Annotated in this window: 20 protein-coding genes; 15 read left to right on the forward strand and 5 right to left on the reverse strand. The window is 69.5% G+C overall.

What is annotated here, in order from left to right; translation table 11 throughout:
- Window positions 1-211 precede the first annotated feature (211 nt).
- The 3 genes from INP57_RS00825 to INP57_RS00835 all read left to right on the forward strand — a co-directional run bounded on the left by INP57_RS00825 (window position 212) and on the right by INP57_RS00835 (window position 3014).
- Complete coding sequence (locus INP57_RS00825; RefSeq protein WP_200068066.1) at window positions 212-1579, forward strand: NsdA family TPR-like regulatory protein; 1368 nt, start codon at window positions 212-214, stop codon at window positions 1577-1579.
- 79 nt (window positions 1580-1658) lie between these two features.
- Window positions 1659-2567, forward strand: coding sequence for a phosphotransferase family protein (locus tag INP57_RS00830; protein WP_200068067.1), 909 nt, complete (start codon window positions 1659-1661; stop codon window positions 2565-2567).
- Between the two features lie 162 nt (window positions 2568-2729).
- Window positions 2730-3014, forward strand: a complete 285-nt coding sequence (locus INP57_RS00835) for a hypothetical protein (protein WP_200068068.1) — start codon at window positions 2730-2732, stop codon at window positions 3012-3014.
- Between the two features lie 181 nt (window positions 3015-3195).
- On the opposite strand, the gene INP57_RS00840 is transcribed toward INP57_RS00835, so the two are convergent.
- Together INP57_RS00840 and INP57_RS00845 are read right to left on the reverse strand one after the other, a co-directional pair.
- Window positions 3196-3726, reverse strand: a complete 531-nt coding sequence (locus INP57_RS00840; protein WP_200068069.1) for a copper resistance CopC family protein — start codon at window positions 3724-3726, stop codon at window positions 3196-3198.
- Window positions 3723-4451: a YcnI family copper-binding membrane protein gene (locus INP57_RS00845; protein ID WP_200068070.1), complete on the reverse strand. Its 729-nt coding sequence runs from the start codon at window positions 4449-4451 to the stop codon at window positions 3723-3725. The genes INP57_RS00840 and INP57_RS00845 overlap by 4 nt, the downstream gene beginning before the upstream one ends.
- Before the next feature lie 804 nt (window positions 4452-5255).
- Between INP57_RS00845 and INP57_RS00850 the strand changes: the two genes are divergently transcribed.
- From INP57_RS00850 to INP57_RS00875, 6 genes are all read left to right on the forward strand, one after another.
- Window positions 5256-7040 carry a BCCT family transporter gene (locus tag INP57_RS00850; RefSeq protein WP_200068071.1) on the forward strand — a complete coding sequence of 595 codons (1785 nt, stop codon included), beginning with the start codon at window positions 5256-5258 and terminating at the stop codon, window positions 7038-7040.
- A complete protein-coding gene (locus INP57_RS00855) occupies window positions 7037-7684 on the forward strand; it encodes an ABC transporter permease (RefSeq protein WP_200068072.1) in 648 nt (215 codons plus the stop codon). Before INP57_RS00850 ends, INP57_RS00855 begins: the two co-directional genes overlap by 4 nt.
- Window positions 7677-8939 carry an ABC transporter ATP-binding protein gene (locus tag INP57_RS00860; RefSeq protein WP_307849833.1) on the forward strand — a complete coding sequence of 421 codons (1263 nt, stop codon included), beginning with the start codon at window positions 7677-7679 and terminating at the stop codon, window positions 8937-8939. The genes INP57_RS00855 and INP57_RS00860 overlap by 8 nt, the downstream gene beginning before the upstream one ends.
- Window positions 8936-9703, forward strand: coding sequence for an ABC transporter permease (locus INP57_RS00865; protein WP_200068073.1), 768 nt, complete (start codon window positions 8936-8938; stop codon window positions 9701-9703). The genes INP57_RS00860 and INP57_RS00865 overlap by 4 nt, the downstream gene beginning before the upstream one ends.
- On the forward strand, window positions 9700-10707 hold the full coding sequence (locus INP57_RS00870; protein ID WP_233626552.1) for a glycine betaine ABC transporter substrate-binding protein: 1008 nt from the start codon (window positions 9700-9702) through the stop codon (window positions 10705-10707). The genes INP57_RS00865 and INP57_RS00870 overlap by 4 nt, the downstream gene beginning before the upstream one ends.
- A gap of 285 nt (window positions 10708-10992) precedes the next feature.
- Entirely contained in the window at window positions 10993-11247 is a 255-nt protein-coding gene (locus tag INP57_RS00875) for a Smr/MutS family protein (protein WP_200068074.1), read from the forward strand.
- Window positions 11248-11473: 226 nt separating this feature from the next.
- Here the strand turns inward: INP57_RS00875 and INP57_RS00880 are convergent, their stop codons facing one another.
- A complete protein-coding gene (locus INP57_RS00880; protein WP_233626554.1) occupies window positions 11474-12169 on the reverse strand; it encodes a DUF6474 family protein in 696 nt (231 codons plus the stop codon).
- Between the two features lie 195 nt (window positions 12170-12364).
- On the opposite strand from INP57_RS00880, the gene INP57_RS00885 reads away from it, so the two are divergent.
- Window positions 12365-13999 (forward strand): TM0106 family RecB-like putative nuclease, encoded by a 1635-nt coding sequence (locus INP57_RS00885; RefSeq protein ID WP_200068075.1) that lies wholly within the window; start codon window positions 12365-12367, stop codon window positions 13997-13999.
- Between the two features lie 73 nt (window positions 14000-14072).
- On the opposite strand, the gene INP57_RS00890 is transcribed toward INP57_RS00885, so the two are convergent.
- Together INP57_RS00890 and INP57_RS00895 are read right to left on the reverse strand one after the other, a co-directional pair.
- Window positions 14073-15116, reverse strand: coding sequence for an NAD(P)-dependent alcohol dehydrogenase (locus INP57_RS00890; RefSeq protein ID WP_307849834.1), 1044 nt, complete (start codon window positions 15114-15116; stop codon window positions 14073-14075).
- 36 nt (window positions 15117-15152) lie between these two features.
- Window positions 15153-15911 (reverse strand): SDR family NAD(P)-dependent oxidoreductase, encoded by a 759-nt coding sequence (locus tag INP57_RS00895; protein ID WP_200068076.1) that lies wholly within the window; start codon window positions 15909-15911, stop codon window positions 15153-15155.
- A gap of 178 nt (window positions 15912-16089) precedes the next feature.
- Here INP57_RS00895 and INP57_RS00900 point away from each other — a divergent pair, with 178 nt between their 5' ends.
- The 5 genes from INP57_RS00900 to INP57_RS00920 all read left to right on the forward strand — a co-directional run bounded on the left by INP57_RS00900 (window position 16090) and on the right by INP57_RS00920 (window position 20381).
- Window positions 16090-16602: a hypothetical protein gene (locus INP57_RS00900; protein WP_200068077.1), complete on the forward strand. Its 513-nt coding sequence runs from the start codon at window positions 16090-16092 to the stop codon at window positions 16600-16602.
- Between the two features lie 182 nt (window positions 16603-16784).
- Complete coding sequence (locus tag INP57_RS00905) at window positions 16785-17087, forward strand: type VII secretion target (RefSeq protein ID WP_200068078.1); 303 nt, start codon at window positions 16785-16787, stop codon at window positions 17085-17087.
- A complete protein-coding gene (locus tag INP57_RS00910) occupies window positions 17087-18334 on the forward strand; it encodes a putative T7SS-secreted protein (RefSeq protein WP_200068079.1) in 1248 nt (415 codons plus the stop codon). The genes INP57_RS00905 and INP57_RS00910 overlap by 1 nt, the downstream gene beginning before the upstream one ends.
- A 49-nt stretch (window positions 18335-18383) precedes the next feature.
- A complete protein-coding gene (locus INP57_RS00915) occupies window positions 18384-18872 on the forward strand; it encodes a hypothetical protein (protein ID WP_200068080.1) in 489 nt (162 codons plus the stop codon).
- Window positions 18873-19070: 198 nt separating this feature from the next.
- Window positions 19071-20381, forward strand: coding sequence for a UDP-glucose dehydrogenase family protein (locus INP57_RS00920; RefSeq protein ID WP_200068081.1), 1311 nt, complete (start codon window positions 19071-19073; stop codon window positions 20379-20381).
- The last annotated feature ends 276 nt before the right edge of the window (window positions 20382-20657 follow it).

The following is a 20657-nucleotide window of genomic DNA, read 5'->3' on the forward strand; positions in this document are numbered from 1 at the left end:
GTTCCTCTCCGTACTCGGTTGCTTACCGATGACTAGATTGGAACGGGTCGGCCGCGGGCGGTAGCGGGTAGGCGACGACCGGCCCGACCGCGACGACGAACGGTCGGCGGAGTTCACCTCGGCCGATCACCTTTGCCGAATCGCACTTCACCGCTTTGTCGAAGTGCCCTTACTCTGCGATCGACGCCCGTGCAGAGCGTGAGGGGTCTAAATGAACACCATCGGTTCGAACGGCTCGCTCGTTACACCCGACGTGTGGAACGAGCGAAGGATGCGGGACGCGTTGGCGGCCCGGAACGTCAGCGAGATCTACCGGCAACTGCGCCGGGTCGGCGTTTCGCAGCGCCAGATCGCCGCATCGACGGGCCAGTCGCAGTCCGAGGTGTCCGAGATCCTCAAGGGTCGCCAGGTCATGGCCTATGACGTGCTGGCCCGCATCGCCGACGGGCTCGGAATACCGAGGGGGTACATGGGCCTCGCCTATGACGGGGCGACGGCGATGAGGGTCGCGAACTCCAGCGACCCCCAGGCTGAGGAGGACGAGTCGGTGAAGCGTCGGAAATTCCTGTCCCACGCCGCGGCGGTGACCATGGGGGCAGCGGTCTTCGGTGCCGAGGAGAGCACCTGGGTGCCGAGCAATGTGCAGACGCCGGCCCCGGGGCGCATCGGCATGACCGACGTGCAGCAGATCCAGGCGGCGACCAAGGCGTTACGCGACCTGGACTACCGCTACGGCGGCGGCACCTGCCGGGACGCCGTGGTCGCCCAGCTTTCCTGGGCGCAGCAGCTGCTGGATGCGAACGCATCCGACCAGGTCAAGCAGAAGCTCTACGTGTCGCTGGCGGACATGCACAGCCTCGCCGGGTGGACTTCGTTCGACACCGGGCTGCTGGATCCGGCGCGCGGGCACTTCGGCAAGGCGCTGGAGTTCGCCAAGCAGGCCGAGGACGACAGCCTGGTGGCCAGCGTGTTGTACCGGATGGGCCGCGTCTACCTGCACTACCAGGAGCCGAACGAGGCGCTGAAGCTGTTCCAGCTCGGCCAGATCGCCGCGCAGGAGTCCGGTTCGGCGCTGACCGTCGCGGTGCTGTGCGCGAACGAGGCCTGGGCCTACGGCATGTTGAACAAGCCCGACCAGGTGCAGAAGATGGTCGGCCGCACCAAGGACGAGTTCGCCCGCGCGAACGTCACCGAGGCGCCGGACTGGGTGCGGTTCTTCAACGAGAACGACCTGCACGGGATGATCGGCTCCGCGCACGACGCGCTGGCCGTGTTCGACCCGGACCGCTACGCACCGCTGGCGGTGGCCGAGACGATCAAGTGCAACGAGGCGTACGGCGCGGACATGCAGCGCACGCACGTGTTCGGGCTGAGCTTGCAGGCCACCAACCACATCCGGGCCGGCGACCTGCAGCAGGGCATCAAGGTCGGGCGGCAGGCGCTGCAGATCGGCGAGCGGGTCAAGTCGGCCCGGGTCGCCGACCGGATCAAGCCGCTGCAGGTGGAGGCGGGCAAGCACCGGATGAACTCCGATGCCCGGGACCTGTCCGAAGAGATCCGCCGGTTCCGCGAGACGTGAGTCCGGTGAGCGCGGGGCCGCCGCCCCGGAAGCAGGCCGCTGCGGCGGCGGTGCGCGGCCGCACTCCGATGGGTTCTCGATGACGTCGCGCACCCGTGCCGCGGAAGGCCGCTACACCCGGCCGAAGCTGGCGATGGCGCTGGCGGAGATCTGCGCCGCCGCGGGGTTGGACCCGCGCGGGGCGAAGCTGGTGCGGTTCGTCAACAACGGGGTGTTCCTGCTGCGGGAGCATCCGGTGATCGTGCGGATCGTGCTGGCTCCGTCGTTCTCCTACCGCGCGGTCAACGTCGTGGAGGCCGGTCGCGTGCTGGCCGAGCACCAGGTGCCCGCGGTGCGGCTGCTGCCGGGAGTTGCGCAGCCGGTGCGCGCGGGAGGGCATCTGGCGACGCTGTGGCAGGCGGTGCCGGAGGTCGGCCCGGCGCCGGGCGGTAGCGACCTGGGCGGGTTGCTGCGGCAGGTGCACGCGCTGCCGGTGCCGTCCACGTTGCCCGAATGGCGCCCGATGGAAGACGTGCGCAGGCGCATCGCGGACGCGGAGGAGCTGGACGCCGCCGACTGCGCGTTCCTGCAGCACTACTGCGACGACGTCGAGGAGCGGTTGGGACGGCTGGAGTTCCCGCTGGCCCGCTCGGTGGTGCACGGCGACGCGCACCTCGGCAACCTGATCGCAGGTCCGGAGGGGCCGCTGCTGTGCGATCTGGACTCGTTGTGCGCTGGGCCGCCGGAGTGGGACCTCACGCCGATGGCGGTCGGCATGTTGCGGCTCGGCGCACCGCCGGAGCGCTACCGGGAGCTGGCCGCGGTCTACGGCTTCGACGTGACGGCTTGGCCGGGCTTCCAGGTGTTGCGCGACCTGCGCGAGCTGAAGATCACGGCCAGCGTGCTGCCGATCCTGCGCAGCAATCCGGGTGTGCGGGAGCAGCTGCGGATCCGGCTGCGTTCGATGCGCGAGGGTGATCGCACGGTGCAGTGGGAGCCGTATCGCTAGGAAGTTGATACGTACGATCGGGCGAACTTTGTCGACCCAGGTTGTTCGTGCGGTGATTCTTGGTGAAAGACGTGACCCTGGCGTGGTAGTCAAACGTGGATGTCGGCGGCTGTTGGGGGCCGAGTGGACGGATCGAGCGGAAGGGCCGCATGGCTGCGGCGGATGGGCCGGAAGGTGACGCTGCGCGGCCGCAAGGCGCTGCACTCCGCGCGAGTGCTGGACGACGTGGTGGACACCGAGGTCGTGCTGGTGCCCGGGCTGAGCGAGCAGGCGCGGCAGCGCGCCGTGGATCACCTGGCCGAGCTGGTGATGCTCAGCCACGCTTACCGGATCTATGCCGATGGCCGGATCAGCCGGCGTGAGCTCGCGCGGCGCGGGCGCGGTGCCGTGGGGCGGCTGGAGACGCTGCAGATGCCGACCGCCCAGCAACTCACCGAGCGCGAATGACCGTTCGGCGACAGGGCACGGACTTTCGCATCGCGGAAGAATCGGGTCCGATTCGGCGCGGCTGAAGCTCTGCGCGCCTGCCGGGGCCGCCGATGATCGCACGGTTCGCGGCGCAGTGCTCGACTCTAGTTCGCGCTGCGCCGCGTCATACCGCCGAACGTGCCAGTCGGAGCCCGGCGGATCAGCCCTCGTCGGTCGGCTTGCCCAGCCGCAGCGCCAGCACCAGCCCGGCGACGACCAGCACGACCGCACCCGCGATCCACGGCCAGATCGGCATCGCGCCGCCGGAGTGCTGCTGCGACCCGTCCGCGGCGGCCGGTGGCGGGGCCGGGGTGCCGCCGCCGGGTTCGGTGAGCGTGAACGACACCTTGCCGGGCACCGGATGTCCGTCGTTGGACAGCACCCGGTAGCCGACCGTGTAGACACCTGCCGGACCGAGCGGGCGCACCGGCGCGCTGACCGAGTTGCCGGTCACCCGCACCTGGCCGTCGGTCCAGTAGCTGCCGTCCGGCCCGACGACGTTGACCGTGTTGTAGCCCTCGCCCGCGCGCACCGGCTGGTCGAAGGTCAGCCGCACCTCGCCGGGGCCGGTGGTCAGCTGTGCGCCCTCGGCCGGGTCGCTTCCGACCAGCGTGTTGTGCGCGGCCGCCGGGCCGGCAAGGCCGAGCAGTGCGGTGCAGGTCAGGGCCGCGGTAGCCAGCAGCCGCCTCATGAGTCGGCCCGCCCGCGCCGGCCGCGCAACAGCGCACCGATGCCCACGCCGAGGCCGAGCGCGCCGACGAGCAGGCCCGCGCCGCCGAGCACGCGCGCGGTGTCGTCCGATGCGGGCGCGGGCTCGCCGGAACTCGGTGCGGCGCTGTCCGCGGGTGCGCCGTGGGAGTGCTCCTCGGTCGCGGGCAGCAGTTGCAGGCTGGGGGCCGGGCGCTCGGGCTCGGAACCGTCCGGTCCCTGCGACTGGTCCCAGCGCACCACTTCGCCGCTGTCGTAGGTCTGCTCGGCGGGAAGCAACACCTCGCCGGTGTCGGTGGGCAGGGTGCCGAGGGTCGCCTCGAACTCCTCGAACTGGTCCGGGGCGATCCTGGTGCCGGGCCGGGCGGTCCAGGTGATGCCGGAGACGGCCTCGGTGACCTCGGCGCCCGCCACGTTGACCGGCCGGTCCAGCCGCACCTTCTGCACCTGCGCCGTCCAGCCGGGCAGCGGGCGGGTGCGCACCGAACTCAGCGGGTGCTCCAGCGGCAGCGCCACGTGCACGCGGACGGTGCCCGCGTCCGGTCGTTCGTTCGGCACCCGGAAGGTGACCTTCGCGGTGCCGCCTTGCTCGGCTTGTTCCGGCTGCACGTGGACGTGCGCGGTGGCGGTGCCCGCGCCGGCGAGGGCGCTGAGCCCGATGGCTGCGGCGGTGACCGCGAGCCGCGCGGCGGGTCTGGATTCGTTCATGGTCTTCGGGACTCCTTGCACTGCGCGAGTGCGTTCGCGCGGATATCGCGCTGAGGACACATGTCGGAAACGATCGGACGACGTTCCTTGATCTTTGTCGGGAATTCCGCCCGCGGGTTCGGAGGGCCGCGCGAAGCGTGAATTCTCGGGTGGATCAATTGCCCGAGCAAACGAAAGTTCTCGGTGGGCACGCGGCACGTCCGCCACGATGTCACCGATCGTAACGGCGAGGGCTTTTCTCTCGGACGGGTGAAGACTAAGGTTCCATCGGCTACGAAGCGTGCAGGATGATCCGGATGCCTGCGCGCCGTGGCTCGCAGCACCGACGGGGCGTGGATCGAGGACGCGGAGGCCGTGCCGGGCGCTTCGCGCGTTCCCGGAGGATCCCCCGCTGCCTGGAGAAATACCCGAAATGCGAGCCGCCTGGCTCCCAGTGCACCTACAATGCGAAATACCCGTCGCCTGCGACGGGCGAGCGCCGAACCGGCGGCGGCGAACAGAACAGCGATCACGGTGGGGCTCCCGGGGCCGGGAGTTGAGCCACCGGAGGCCGGGTGCGTTGCTACGGACAGTGACTCCGTGGCGGCGGCCGGGACCGGACTGCGCAGCCGGCGCCGAGCGCCTCGTGCATGGCCGGAATTGGTCGCCACGGCGGCCGAGTCTAGATGTCGGTTCGGCCACGCTCAGCGCAGGCGTGCTTGCCTTGATCCGCCGAATGGGTCACGGTTTACGGGTTGCAGACGGCCGGAACCAGTTCCTGTACGAGCAGGTTGTGACAGCTGAATAGGTCCCGGCGGTCGTGACATGAGGACGGAGAGGAGGGGGCGTCGCGAGTGGGCGCCGGTACCTGTGTCTACTGAAACAGATCAAGGAAGGGGTGGCTCGGCCGCATCGAGCCATCCACCGGAGCTATCCGGACAGTCCCAGTTCATCGAGAAGCCGAGGACCGACTGGGTCGTCTTCGGCACCACCGCGGCCATCATGTTCATCCTGGTGGCCTGGGGTGCGCTGAGCACCAATTCGCTGAAGGCCTTCGCGGACGCCGCGCTGGACTGGCTGGTGCTCAACATCGGCTGGGGCTTCGTGCTGGCCGCGACCGGTTTCGTCATCTTCGCGCTGTTCCTGGCGTTCAGCCGGTACGGGCGCATCCCGCTGGGGGAGGACGGCGAGAAGCCGGAGTTCAGGACGGTGTCCTGGATCGCGATGATGTTCAGCGCCGGCATGGGCATCGGCCTGATGTTCTACGGCGTCAGCGAGCCGTTGTCGCACTTCACCGAACCACCGCCGGGAACGGTGGCGCCGGAGTCCGACCCCGCGGTGAACACCGCGATGGCGACTTCGCTGTTCCACTGGACGTTGCACCCGTGGGCGATCTACGCGGTGGTCGGCCTCGCCATCGCCTACAGCAGCTTCCGCCGCGGCCGCAAGCAGCTGATCAGCGCGGTGTTCCTGCCGCTGATCGGCAAGCGCAACGCCGAAGGCCCGCTCGGCAGGCTGATCGACATCCTCGCGCTGTTCGCGACGCTGTTCGGCTCCGCGGCATCGCTGGGCCTGGGCACCCTGCAGATCCAGGCGGGGATGCAGGCCGCCGGGTGGATCGGCGCGACGAGCAAGATCCTGCTCGTGGGGATCATCGTCGTGCTGACGATCTGCTTCATCCTCTCCGCGGTGTCCGGTGTCGCCAAGGGCATCCAGTGGCTGTCGAACATCAACATGGTGCTCGCCGCGCTGCTGGCGATCTTCGTGTTCGTCGTCGGCCCGACCGTGCTGATCCTGAACCTGCTGCCGACCTCGCTGGGCGCGTACATCAGCGACTTCGGCGACATGGCCTCCCGCGCCGGAGCGACCGGCGGCGGCGAGATGCACGAGTGGCTGTCCACTTGGACGATCTTCTACTGGGCGTGGTGGATCTCCTGGACGCCGTTCGTCGGGATGTTCATCGCGCGGATCAGCCGCGGCCGCACGATCCGGCAGTTCATCGGCGGCGTGATGCTGGTGCCCAGCGTGGTCAGCCTCGTGTGGTTCGCCATCTTCGGTGGCGCGGCCATCGGCAGCCAGCAGGCCGGGCAGAACCCGGCCGGCAGCGGTGAGGCCGAGGCGCAGACCTTCTCCGTGCTGGAGAACATGCCGTTGTCCGTGATCACTTCGGTGCTGGTCATGGTGCTGGTGGCGATCTTCTTCGTCTCCGGTGCCGACGCCGCCTCGGTCGTGATGGGCACGCTCTCGCAGCGGGGTTCGATCGAGCCCAGCCGCTGGGTGGTCATCTTCTGGGGTGCCGCCACCGGTGCGGTCGCCGCGATCATGCTGGTGATCGGCGGGAACAACGCGTTGGAAGGCATCCAGAACCTCACGTTCATGGGCGCGCTGCCGTTCGCGATCGTCATGGTGTTCCTGTGCGTCGCCCTCACCAAGGACCTGCGCAGCGACCCGATCACGCTGCGCGACGAGAAGGGCGCTGAGGTCCTCGAGCAGGCGGTCATCGCGGGCACCGAGGAGCACGAGGGTGACTTCCAGCTGGTCACCACGCCCGCCGAGGACGAGGGCGAGGAAAGCGGCGACGCCGGGAATTCGGAGAAGAACGGTTCGTGAGTTTCCTGGACTACGTCGCCTCCAGGTGGCAGCAACTGCTGGTCGATTCCTACCAGCACGCCAGCATGGTGGTGCAGTGCATCCTGCTGGCGACCATCGTCGGCGTCCTGGTCGGGGTTGCGGTCTACCGCAGCCCCGCCGGGGCGGCGGTGGCCACCGCCCTTTCCAGCGCGGTGCTGACCGTGCCGTCGTTCGCCCTGTTCGGGCTGCTCATCCCGGTTCTCGGGCTGGGCGTCGCGCCGTCGGTGGTGACCTTGGTGCTGTACGCGCTGCTGCCGATCGTGCGCAACACCATCGTCGGGCTGTCGTCGGTGGACCAGCCCGTGCTGGACGCCGCCCGCGGCATCGGCATGAACCGGCTGCGGGTGCTGACCAGGGTCGAACTGGCGTTGGCATGGCCGGGGATCCTCGCCGGGATGCGGGTCAGCACGCAGATGCTGATGGGCATCGCGGCCATCGCCGCCTACGCCAAGGGACCCGGGCTCGGAAACCTGATCTTCAGCGGGCTGTCCGGGCTGGGCAGCGCCAACGCGCTGAACATGGCGCTCGCGGGCACGCTCGGCGTGATCGTGCTGGCGCTGCTGCTGGACGGGGTGTTCGTGCTGCTCGGGCGCCTGACGACTTCGAGAGGTATTCGTGGCTGACAACGAAGTGCCCGGCTCCGACGACTCCGGCAACGGACACGGGGTGGAGATCCGCCTGGAGGAGGTCTCCAAGCGTTATCCGGGTCAGAAGCTCGCCGCGGTCGAATCGGTCACGATGACCATTCCGGCTGGCGAGACGGTGGTGCTGGTCGGTCCGTCCGGCAGCGGCAAGACCACCACCATGCGGATGATCAACCGGTTGATCGAGCCCAGCTCCGGGCGGATCACCATCGGCGGCCAGGACGTGCTGAACCTGGACCCGGACAAGTTGCGCCGCGAGATCGGCTACTCGATCCAGCAGGCCGGGCTGTTCCCGCACATGACCGTCGGCGAGAACGTCGGCATGGTGCCGGGCCTGGTCGGGTGGAGCAAGCAGCGGACCGGCGAGCGCGTGGACGAGATGCTGGACCTGGTCGGGCTGGACCCGGCGGAGTACCGCAAGCGCTACCCGCGCCAGCTCTCCGGCGGCCAGGCGCAGCGCGTCGGGGTGGCCCGCGCGTTAGCCGCGGATCCGCCGGTGCTGCTGATGGACGAGCCGTTCGGAGCGGTGGACCCGATCACCCGCGGGGTGCTGCAGGACGAGCTGATGCGGCTGCAGGCCGACCTGGGCAAGACGATCGTGTTCGTCACGCACGACTTCGACGAGGCCGTGAAGCTGGGCGACCGGATCGCGGTGCTCGGTGACCAGTCCAAGATCCTGCAGTACGACACGCCGGACGCGATCCTGGCCAACCCCGCCGACGACACGGTCGCCGGGTTCGTCGGGGCGGGCGCCGCGCTCAAGCAGCTCACGCTGCGCCGGGTCCGCGAGATCGAACTCGGCCAGGTGCCGACCGCCGCGGTCGACGAGGAACCCGGCGTGCTGCGGGACCGGCTGGGCACCCGGCGCGGCGCGATCGGATTGGTGCTGGACCGCCGGAAGCGGCCGCTGCGCTGGACCACCGCCCGCGAAGCCGGTGCGGTGTCCACGCTGTCGCGGGCCGGGCGCCCGGTGGAGGACAGCGTCTCGCCCGCCTCCACGTTGCAGGACGCGCTGGAAGCGATCCTGACCGACGACGACGGGGTCGCGGTGGTCACCGGCTCGCGCGGGGAGTACATCGGCGTGGTCGACATCGACACGGTGATGACCACGATCAAATCGCTGCGCGAGGAACACGCGGACAGCGGTGCGGACACCGGCGACGCCGCGGCCGCGGACACCGGCGACGCCGGTGCCGCCGACGCCGGTGCCGCGGATGCCGAGGCGCGGTCATGACCAGCGCCTACTCCTCGGACTCCGGATCGCGCGGAGCGGAACGGCTGCGGCTGTTCGCCCAGCCGATCGTGGCCGCGGTGCTGGTCGCGGTGGTGCTCGGCGTCGCGTACGCGCACCGGGACAACGTGATCACTTCGCGGAACATCACCGCGTCCGCGTTGCTGACGCTGACCTGGCAGCACTTCCTGATCAGCCTGGCCGTGGCGCTGATCGTGGTGCTGCTGGCGGTCCCGCTGGGCGTGCTGCTGAGCCGTTCCTGGGCGCGGCGGCTGAGCCCGATCGTGATCGGCATCGCGAACGTCGGCCAGGCAGCCCCGTCGGTCGGCCTGCTGGTGCTGTTCTTCCTGCTCACCAACGGCACCACCGGTTTCTGGATCGCCACGTTGCCGATCGCCGTCTACGCCCTGCTGCCGGTGCTGCGCAACACGCTCGTCGGGCTGCAGCAGGTGGATCCGGCGCTGATCGACGCGGGCCGGGGCATCGGCATGTCCGGGACGAAGGTGCTGCTGCGGATCGAACTGCCGCTGTCGGTGCCGTTCATCCTCGCCGGGCTGCGCACCGCGCTGGTGCTGGCCGTCGGGACCGCCTCGCTGGCGTGGTTCGTCGGCGCGGGCGGTGTCGGGGAGCTGATCGACACCGGTTACAAGCTCAGCAACTGGACGGTGCTGTCGGTCGGCGCGGTGCTCGCGATGGCGCTGGCGCTGCTGGTGGACTGGCTCGGCGGCGTCGCCGAGCAGTACCTGTCTCCGAAGGGACTGCGATGAACACACGGATGTCCCGGCGGAGCGCGTTGAAACTCGCCTCGGCCGCGGCGGCGGGCGCGGCGCTGAGCGGTTGCGGGCTCAGCTCCGGCTCGTCGGTGCCGCTGCGGGTCGAGCCGGGCTCGATCCGGCCGGTCCCGGAGCTGGAGGGCGTGCGGTTCACGGTCGGCTCGAAGGACTTCACCGAGCAGATCGTGCTCGCCTACCTGGCCGAGTTCGCGCTGCTGGCCGCAGGCGCCGAGGTGCGCGACCTGAGCAACATCACCGGCTCGGCCAGCGCCCGCAACGCACTGGTCAGCAACCAGATCGACGTGCTGTGGGAGTACACCGGCGCGTCCTGGATCAGCTACAACGGCAACACCGAGCCGATCCCGGATCCGATCGCCCAGTACGAGGCCGTGCGCAAGATGGACCTCGAGCGCAACGGGGTCGCCTGGTTCGCCTTGGCGTTGCAGGCGGACAACACCTACTCGTTCGCGTTGAACCAGCAGAACGCGCGGCGGCTCGGGGTGGAGACCTTCTCCGACCTCAAGCGGCTGGGCGCCGAGCGGCCGCAGGAGCTGAGCTTCTGCGTGGAGACCGAGTTCGCCAGCCGCAACGACGGCCTGCCCGGGGTTTCGCAGACCTACGGTTTCGAGGTGGACCCGTCCCGGGTGGAGACGCTGAACACCGGCACCATCTACGCGGCGACCGCGTCGGGCAACACCTGCAACTTCGGCGAGGTGTTCACGACCGACGGGCGGATCCGCTCGCTGGACCTGAAGGTGCTGACCGACGACAAGGGGTTCTTCCCGCGCTACAACCTCGGGGTCACGGTGCGGGCCGGGATGCTGCAGCGGTATCCGCAGTTGCAGCAGGTGTTCCAGCCGATCTCGGACCGGTTGAACAACGCCGAGCTGATGGAGCTCAACGCGGGCGTCGACGTCGACGGCCGGGACCCGGCCGACGTGGCCAGGGACTGGATGGTCAAGCACGGTTTCGTGACCTTGCCGAACAACGCCGCCTGACCATTCCGGGCGGGGCCGGCGGCCCGTCGTCGCCGCTCGGGCTGGGTAAACGCCCCCGCTGGGCAAAACCGCTTTCGCAATGTCCCTGGACGAGCACGTCCGGAATCGAGACCGCGATGGCACTCGGCTTTGCTCGGTGGGTGGCGGCGTCGGAGGATCGATGGCCCTTGCGGGCGCATGCCGCGCCCATTCGTGCTCAAACCTGCGCACGAGGCTTGGGGTGTCGCCCGCATCGTGCTTGGGTCCAGCGCGAGCCAAGTCGGTAATCACACCTGGGAGAACGCGATGCCGGAGAAGCTGACCGTGGATCTTCACCCGATCTTCCGCAGCGACAGGGACATCGACAACGCAGTGCGCAACGGGATCTTCCGTGCGGCCGGCGAGAACGTGCCGCTCGTCGAGATCATTCCGGGCAAGGGTGCCGGCAAGCTCAAGAAGCGCGTTCTCGCGATGCTGAAGCAGCCCCACATCAAGAAGCTGTACCGGAGTGTGGAGGTGGCCCCCGGCAACGACGGGATGGTGCTGGTGCACTTGAGGTAGGCGGACACACGGCCACATCCAGGGTGGCATCCGGGAGACGGGCGGAAGATATTCGAGATCAGTTCAAGCAGACCGATCCGAACACCTTCGCACCGCGCTCTGCGGCAAAGATCGATGACTATCCAGGCAGGCCTGTGCTAACCGGGAATCCGCCCCGCCTGACCGACGCCGGAGTGGCATCTGCCCGGAGCTTGTCGCTATTGCCGGTCCGATCCGGCTATGAACACTAGATGCCGAGGCGGTTGAGCAGGTCGTCCTCGATGCGGTCGAGTTCGCCGGTCACCGCCCGATGCGCCGCCCGGCGGCGTTGCGCGGGCATCCGCTCGGCGGCGCGCACGGCGCCGGCCAGCTGGCCCAGGCGGGCTTCGGCCCGCTCGGCGAACTGCTCGGTGGTGCTGCCGTCCTCGGCCGACCGGCCGGTGCGCAGCTCGCGCAGCGCGTCGGTGTCGCCTGCGATCCGGGCTTGCAGCCCGGCGCCTCTGCCGGTGAAGCGGCCGGCATCGGCCGCGTCGATGCCGAGCCTGCGGGCGCGCGCCCGCTCGTAGCCGTCGCGGGCCATGCCGAACGCCTGCCGCGCGTACGGTGCGACGGCCGGTCCGAGCACCCGTACGACACCGACCAGCTTCTTCGCGTTGCCCGGGGTGAGCCTGCCGTGCTCGCCCTTCGCGACGGCCTTCGCCTCCCGCTTGGCCTTCTTCTCCGCGGCCTTCGTCTCGCGTTTGGCCTTCTTGTCAGCGGTTTTGTTGTCGTCGTGCACGGCCTTGGTGGCCTGCTTCGCGATCTTCGTGTCCTGCTTGGCCGCCCGCTGTTCCCGCTTGCTCGCCTTCGCTTCCAGCTTCGCGGCGCGTTTGGCGTCGTGGACCACCCAGCGCGTGGTGGCCGGCTCGATGGCTTCCGCTCGGTCCTCGGTCTTTCGGGTCATCGCCGCCTCCTGCTCTCGCCGGTGGTCCTCGCGTTCGCGGATCACGGTAAGGAGTGTGTGCGTTCGCCGCCGCCCGCGCAGATTGACCGAGCGGGGGAGCCGGAGCCGGGGTGAACACGCTGCGTACTCGATCGACGTGCTGCGTCACCGGGGTGATGGGCGCGATTGTCGGGGGCACGGCCTACGCTGCTGGACGTGGATGACGGGGTGCAGCTGGACGCGGGCGTGGTGACTCGCTGCCGCAGGCGGGTGCACCTGGAGAACGACCCGGCTGCTCGTGACCTGCCGAAAGCCCCGATGGACGCGGGCGTCGAGCAGCGCATCGCGGACGCCGCCGAGCACCGCCGCGCGGTTGCCGGGCAGCTGGCCGCCTTGCTCGGCGAGCAGTGGGTCGCGGTCTCGCGGGAAGGCACCCGCCGCGAGCGGGAGCGTGCCACCGCGGAGGCGATGCGCGCGGGCACCCGGTTCATCTCCGGCGCCCAGCTGCCCGCGGATCCGGACGGCGGTCGTCTCGGCGCCATCGACCTGCTCGTGCGCAGCGGCGTCGGCTACGTCCCGGTGCTGGTGGTGCGGCACAAGACCGCCGATCCGGGCAACGGCGCGCGCACCGCACCGCTGAGCGATCCGACGCCTGCCGCGGCGCGTCCCGACCCGGACCGCAAGGTGCGTTCGCAGCCGCGCGACCAGCTCCGGCTGGTGCACGTGCGGCGGTTGCTCGAGGCGTGCGGGATGGCGGCCGACGATCCTGTCGGCGGCGTCATCGGTGTCGAGGCGGACGTGGTCGTCTGGCACGACCTGCGGGCGCCGAACTGGCCGGGCGGGCGCACCGCGCTCACCGAGTACGACGCGCGGTTCGCCGACCGGCTCGACGTCGCCACCGCGGCCGCCGCGGGCGCCGAGCCGCTGGCGCAGCCGTCCCGGATCACCGAGTGCAAGGGCTGCCCCTGGTGGCCCACCTGCGAAACCGAGCTGCGCGAGCGGCGCGACGTGAGCCTCGTCGTGCGCGGCGAAGAAGCGACGGCGATGCGGGATGCCGGGGTCGGCACCGTCGACGAGCTCGCCGCGCTGCCCGCGGAACGGCTGCCGGAGGTGCAGCTGTCGCCGGGCCGCGGCGCCGACGCGGTGCTGCTGGCCAAGGCGTGGCTGCGGGAGCTGCCGCTGGTGCGCCGGGTGCGGCGGCTGGCGGTGCCGCGCGCCGACGTCGAGGTCGACGTGGACATGGAGAGCTACGCCGACTCCGGCGCCTACATGTGGGGCTGCTGGTTGTCCGGCACGGACATCGGCGAAGCACCGGGCTACCGCGCGTTCGTGACCTGGGATCCGCTGCCGTCCGACGACGAGGCGCGGTCCTTCGCCGAGTTCTGGACCTGGTTCACCGAGCTGCGCGCGAAGGCGCACGCGCGAGGGCTCACGTTCCGCGCGTACTGCTACAACGAGCTGGCCGAGAACCGGTGGATGCTGTCCTCGGCGGAACGGTTCGCGGGCAAGCCCGGTATTCCCGAGGTGGCCCGGGTCCGCGAGTTCATCGGTTCGGACGAGTGGGTCGACCTGTTCGCGGCGGTCCGCGACCAGTTCCTGTGCCCGCACGGCAAGGGCTTGAAGGTGATCGCGCCGAGCGCCGGGTTCCACTGGCGCGACGACGAGGCCGGCGGCGAGAACTCGATGCGCTGGTATCGCGACGCGGTGGGCCTGGACGGCTACGCACCGGTGCTGTCGCAGCGCCGTCGCCTGCTGGAGTACAACGAGGACGACGTGCGGGCCACGTGGACGATCCGGCGCTGGATGACCTCCACCGCCGCGGAGCAGGTCCCGTACGCCGAGGATCTGTGAGCTGGTTCGTCAGTGCCCGTCTCGGAACCTGCGTTCGGCACTGCCGAGCGACGACCTGGGCAAAACGAGTTGCTCAGGGCACGATCACGGCGCGGCCGGTGATCTCCCCGCGGTGCAGCCGCTCGTACGCCAGCGGCGCCTCGTCGATGCCGTAGGTCTCGGTGTGCACGGTCAGCGCGCCGGAACGCGCCATTTCCAGCACCTCGATCAGCTCGTCGCGGGCGCCCCAGTACGGCGCGGCGACCGACACCTCGAACGGCGGCGAACCGAACCCCACCTGCAGCCGCCCGCCTGCGACGCCGACGATCGTGACGTCGCCTTCCACTGCGACGCAGCGGCTGGCGATCTGCACGGTGGGTTCGGCACCGACGAAGTCGAGGACGACCTCGGCGCCGAGTCCGCCGGTCAGCTCCAGCACCTTCGCCGGTGCCGACTCGTCCGAGCGCAATGCGTGGTGCGCGCCGACCTCGCTCGCTAGCTGCAACGCGCTGTCCGCGACGTCCAGTGCGATGACCTGCGCCGGAGTCATCTCGCGCAGCATCTGCACGCCCAGGTGCCCCAGGCCGCCGGTGCCGATGACGACCGCGGTGCTGCCCGCGACCAGCTTCGGCAGCGAGCGCTTGATCGCGTGGTACGGGGTGAGCCCTGCGTCGGTCAGCGGCGCCGCAGCCACCGGGTCCAACCCGCGCAGCGGCACGACGTGCCGCGGGTCGTCGACGAGCATGTACTCGGCCATCGCCCCGGGCGAACCGAGGCCCGGCGGCATGATGCCGAGGTCGGCGGCCCGCGGGCAGTAGTTCTCCTTGCCCGCGGCGCACTTGTGGCACGCCCCGCAGCCCCACGGGCCGTACACCGCGACCTGGTCGCCCTCGGACAACGTGCGGACCCCGGGCCCGAGCGCGGCGATCTCGCCGACGCCTTCGTGGCCCAGCGTCAGCGGCATCGGGTACGGGAGGTCTTCCGCCGGCCAGCTCATCACCGTGATGTCCGAGTGGCACATGCCCGCGGCGAGCACGCGCAGCAGCACCTGCCCGGGGCCCGGCTGCGGGATCGGAATCTCGACCACCTGCGGCTTTCCGCCGACTTCGGTGTACTGGACGGCATTCATCGAGCTCATCGCCGAGTCCCTTCAGCGCCGTGACCGCTTTGGCGATCATTTTGGCGCCATTCGCAGCCCTCCGTCCATGCGCACGACCTCGCCGTTGAGGTAGTCGTGCTCGATGATGTTCGTCGCCAGCAGCGCGTAGTCGCCGGGCACGGCCAGCCGCTTCGGGAACGGCACGCCTTCGGCGAGCCCGCTGCGGTACTCCTCGCTGACCGTGGCCAGCATCGGGGTGTCCACGATGCCGGGGGCGATGGTCATCACCCGGATCCCGGAGGAGGCGAGGTCCCGCGCGGCGGGCAGCGTCAGGCTGGCCACTCCGCCCTTGGACGCTGCGTAGGCGGCTTGGCCGATCTGGCCGTCGTAGGCGGCGACGGAGGCGGTGTTCACCACCACCCCGCGCTGACCTTCCTGGTCAGCTTCGGTGGCGCGGATCGCCGGCGCGGCCAGCCGCAGCACGTTGAACGTGCCGAGCAGGTTGACCTCGAGAACCTTGCGGAACATGTCCAGGTCGTGCGGCCCCTGCTTGCCGCTGATCCGCGCGGACGGCCCGATGCCCGCGCAGTTGACCACGATCCGCAGCGGCACGCTCGCACCGGCGGCCTGCTCGACCGCGGTCTGCACCTGCTCGGGGTCGGTGACGTCCGCGCCGCTGTAGGTCACGCCGTCCACGAGCGGCGCCTTGCCCACGGTGTCCGGCAGGTCGATGCCGAACACGCGCGCTCCCCGCTCGGCGAGCGCCCGCGCCGTCGCCGCCCCGAGCCCCGATGCCGCGCCGGTCACGATCGCCGCGGTACCGCTGATCTGCATGGGAATCCTCCTAGTCGATCGGTGCGCACCGAACGGTACTGCGAGCCTGCTTTCCAGTACTGGTCGCCTTGGGTCGACCCCACCTCGGATAGTTCCGCAAAGTTGCCATTTCTGCGGGCAGATCCCTGCTAGCGTTCCGCCCGAAGTCGACCAGTCTTGCGGAGGGATGCACCCGACTATGGGGATGTTCGATTGGCTCACCGGCACGAAGCGACCGGGGACCGGCGTGCAACCGCGTCCCGTGCACGAGGTGCACGAGGCGCTGCTGACGGTGAACGATCCGGCCGCGCCGTACCTGGTCCGGGACGGCTCGGCGGAGTCGGTCGACCTGGTAGCGGAGTGGCGCATCGTTGATGCCGACTGGTACACGTTTTTCGCTAAAGTCGGCCTCACCAGGACGTTCAAGGTGCTGATGCGATACGACCCGCAGCAGTGCGAAGTCCGCTCGGTCGATGAGGAATGGCAGGTCGAGTGGAAATCCGGCGTGCCGGAGCTGTCCCGCTCTGTGGAGAAGCATCGTGGGCAGAAGCGTGAGGTTTCGTTCCAGAAAACGTTCGCCTTCAATAAGAAAGGCGAATACGACAAGGTCGTGGACTACAAGTTTTCCACGGGTGAGCTGAAGAACCCATTGCAGGACGCAGTGATCGGGTGCGGCTGGACCTGGCGTGCGGTCAGCTTTGGAAAGCTCTGAGGATCGACGGGCCCGAAAAGCTCCGCGTTGGTTCCGAAGCAACACGATGGTCAGCGGTAGCGGTAGTCCGCGTCGGGATATTCACGAGCTGCGGGGTCGTTCCCCGGGGGAAGGTTAGGCGTATCCGGAATCGGTCAATTTGAACGGGGTCCGGGTATGCTCTGAAAGAAGAGGATTTGCGCATGGGGGAAGGCTTCGATGTGGGCCCCGAAGAATTGCGGAAGCTGGCGTCGAACATATCCGAAGTGGTGAGCGAATCCGATGCTGAAGTATTCGCGCGGATCGGCCGCGACGGAATGGATTTCGGGCACGGCGCGCTGAGCGCGGCTTTCCGCGACTTTTGCTCGGGTCTGGAGTCCTCGGTGAACGTGCTGAAACAGACCGCGGAATCGGCGGGCGATTCGCTGCGCGAATCCGCGCGGACTTACGAGGTGGGCGACGACGCGGCACGGCAGTCAATCCAGCAATCCGATGGGGGCGTCTGATGGCGGCGGAACTGGGGCAGACCACCGATCCGAAGGCGCTCGTGCCGGGCGAACCGGACGCGATCGATGGGAAGGCCCGCGAACTGCGCGTCGAGGGACACAAGCTGTCCGGCATCGGCGATGAGTTGAAGCGGGTCGATGTCGGCAGCTGGAAGGGCGAGGCCAGCGAAGGGTTCACGACTGCTTTCAGCAAGGAACCGCCGAAATGGCTCAAGAGCAGCGATGCGGTCGAAGACGCTTGCCGTGCCTTGATCGAGTACGCGCACACGTTGCGCTGGGCACAATCTCAGGCGGCTCAAGCCGTTGAACTCTGGGAGCAGGGCGAAGTGGCGACAGGGCAAGCCACCGCAGCGCACCAGGCGGCGATGGAACGCGCTAACGCGAACGAAGCGGCGGGTGGCCCGTCGAGCGTTCTGGGTGCCTCCTCGGACCCGGGAGAGAAGCTGCGGCAAGAAGCGCGTGAACAGCTCGACCGGGCTCGCAACCAGGTCGACGAGGTGGGGATGCGTACCGCTGGCGCCGTCGGCGGTCGGCCGGGTGCAGGACAAGGCGCGCTCGGTGCGCTTGTCGATGCTGTGACCAGTACATGGAAAACGGACGGCAAGGCCGGGGTCAGCGGGCCGGGCGCCGGGGTCGCAGCCTCCGGAGCAGGACCGAAAGGCCAGCTGGGGCAGATTCGTGCCTATGCCGAACTCGCCAAGGCCAGTGCCGAGGGGTCGGTGAGCAACGACCTGTTCAAACTCAGCGGCAAGGCAGAAGCGGGCGTGCTGGCCGAAGCCACAGCGTCCGCGTCCTTCAGCAAAGACGGCGTCGCGGGAACCGCCGAAGCGATGCTCGGGGCGAAAGCTAGTGCGGAGACCAAGGCCGAGGCTGGTCCGCTGGCGGTCGGCGGCAAGGCCGAAGGGATGGCAGGTGCACGCGCCGGCGCCAGCACGACGCTGGGCAAGGGCGGGCTTTCCGCGGAGGCCGACGCGTTCGCAGGCGCGAAGGGTAGCGTCGAAGGAAGCGCCGATGTCGGCGGTATCGGTGTGACCGGCAATGCCGAGGGATGGGCCGGTGCCGGCGCCGAAGCCGGAGTTGATTTCGGCATGAACGAGGACGGGGAATTCGAGATCGGCGCAAACGCGGGGTTGGCCCCGGGGCTCGGCGGCAAACTGGGGTTCGAAGTCACCGTCGACCCGGCCAAGGTCACCAAAACCGCTGGCGATGCCGCCGGTGCCGTCGGCGATTTCGTCGGACTCTCCTGACCGCCACAGCGCATGGCCGCCCCGCCTGTACCACCGAATGGAGTTCGAAATGGTCACGTCGATGCCGGTGCCGCTCAACTTCCGGCTGCCGGACGGTTGGACGCCTGCCCGCCCGGACGACGTCGGCGCCCCGGGCGCCGCCTTCGTCGCACTGCGCACGGCCTCGCAAGGTCCCGGCTTCACCACCAACATCACGATCGACGGCGAACATCGTTCGGATGAAGTGGAGCTGCCGACGATTGCCGACGAGTCGGTGCAGCAGCTGGCGGACGCCGGTTCCCAGGTTTCCGTGCTGAAGCGGACCGAAGTGGGGGATGCGGAATCCCCCGGGCTCACCCAGTTGCTGAAGATCGTCACGATGACCGGTGACGAGGTGCAGGACTTGACGCAATGCCAGGTTTACTTGGAAATGCCTGATGTGCACCAGCCGCAGCATCGCGCTGTGGTGCGGCTGGTGCTCACTGCCCCGGCCGAGGAGATCGACGGGTTGCTGCCACAGTTCCAGCTGTTCGTGGACTCGGTGCGGTCGAAGAACTGATCGGTCGCCTGCTGCACCGGGATTCGGTGCTGGGGGGTGTTGAACGGCCGGATACCGGGTTGCCACCGTGCGGGCAGCAGTGCGTGAACAGTTTTCAAAAGGGCTTCCCGGTGCGTCGAACTGTGCCACGATCCGATCGGATCAGCTTTCCGGCCTGGGGTTTCCCGGCCGGGCCGCGTGCTGGGAGGTCGGTGCACCGTGTTCGCTCGCCGGATCGTGGTCGTCGGAACCGGTTACGTCGGGTTGACCACCGGGGCGTGTCTGGCGTCGCTGGGGCATCGGGTGGTGTGCAGCGATGTGGACGCGGCGAAGGTGGCGCGCTTGTCCCGCGGTGAGGTGGGGATCCTCGAACCCGGGCTCGCCGAGCTTGTCGCCGAGGGGATCGCGGCGGGGCGGCTGGAGTTCGCGGTCGGTTCGGCGGGTGCGGTCGTCGATGCCGAGGTGGTGTTCCTGTGCGTGCCGACTCCGATGGGGGCCGACGGCGCGGCGGATCTGGCGGCGGTGGAGTCGGTCGTGTCCGAGGTCGCCTGCGCGCTGCCTACCGGGTGCGTGCTGGTGTGCAAGTCGACCGTGCCGGTCGGTACCTCGGCGCGGGTGGCCGAGCTGGTCGGGCGACCGGACGTGCCGACCGTGTCCAACCCGGAGTTCCTGCGCGAAGGTTCCGCGGTGCACGACTTCCTCAACCCCGACCGGATCGTCGTCGGATCCGACTCGCAGGACGCCGCCGAGCGGGTCGCCGCGCTCTACGCGCGCCTCGGAGCGCCGACCGTGCTGACCGACGCCGCCAGCGCCGAACTGGTCAAGTACGCGGCGAACTGCTTCCTGGCCACCAAGTTGTCCTACGTGAACGCGGTGGCCGAGCTGTGCGAGCGGCTCGGCGCGAACATCTCCGACGTCACCGAGGGCATGGGCTACGACCGGCGGATCGGGCAGTCCTTCCTGCAGCCCGGGCCGGGCTGGGGCGGCTCGTGCCTGCCGAAGGACACCGCGGCGATGATGCGGGTCGCCTCGTCGGTGGGATTCGAGTTCGAACTGCTCGGCGCGGCGATCGACTCGAACGCGCGGCAGCGCGAGCGCGTGGTGGACAAGGTCGCCGACGCGTGCGGGGAAGGCTTGCGGCGCTCGCTGGAGGGGGTGCGGCTGGGCCTGCTCGGGCTCACTTTCAAGGCGGGCACCGACGACCTGCGGGATTCTCCGGCGCTGGCGGTCGCGGAGCTGCTGGCCGCGCGGGGTGCGGAGCTGGTGGCCTGCGACCCGGGGTTGTGCGGTGACGAGCCGGGCCTGCAGGGCGTGGTTTCGCTGGTCGACGACCCGTACGAGGCGGCGAAGGGATCGGCGGGGCTCGTGGTGCTGACCGAGTGGCCGCAATTCCGGGCGCTGGAGTGGCCGCGCGTGGCCGGGCTGCTGGCCGGGCCGGTCGTGGTGGACACCCGCAACCACCTCGACCCGGACATGCTGCGCCGCGCGGGAATCACCTGCCACGGCGCCGGACGGGTCGCCGTGGGTTGAGTCCGCTGAGCACTGCTCTGTTGATCGACCCGGGCGCCGTCGGAGGGCGCCCGCGATCAGCTCGCAACCTGTGGACGGTGCCGTTCCAGACGTCTCCGGACGCTTCCGCGGGAACGGGCGGTGGACAGCTCGGCGAAGCGAACGTGAACGGTTGACGAGTCGTCCTTCAGCTTTCCGCACTGTGCGGCTTCGCCAGCGGAAACATGCCGTCCACAAGTTGTGGACAAATCCCGTTTCCACAGGTCCGGCCTGTGGATGAACGGGGTTGTGGGCCGG

Source organism: Saccharopolyspora galaxeae (assembly GCF_016526145.1).
Classification (GTDB): Bacteria; Actinomycetota; Actinomycetes; order Mycobacteriales; family Pseudonocardiaceae; genus Saccharopolyspora_C; species Saccharopolyspora_C galaxeae.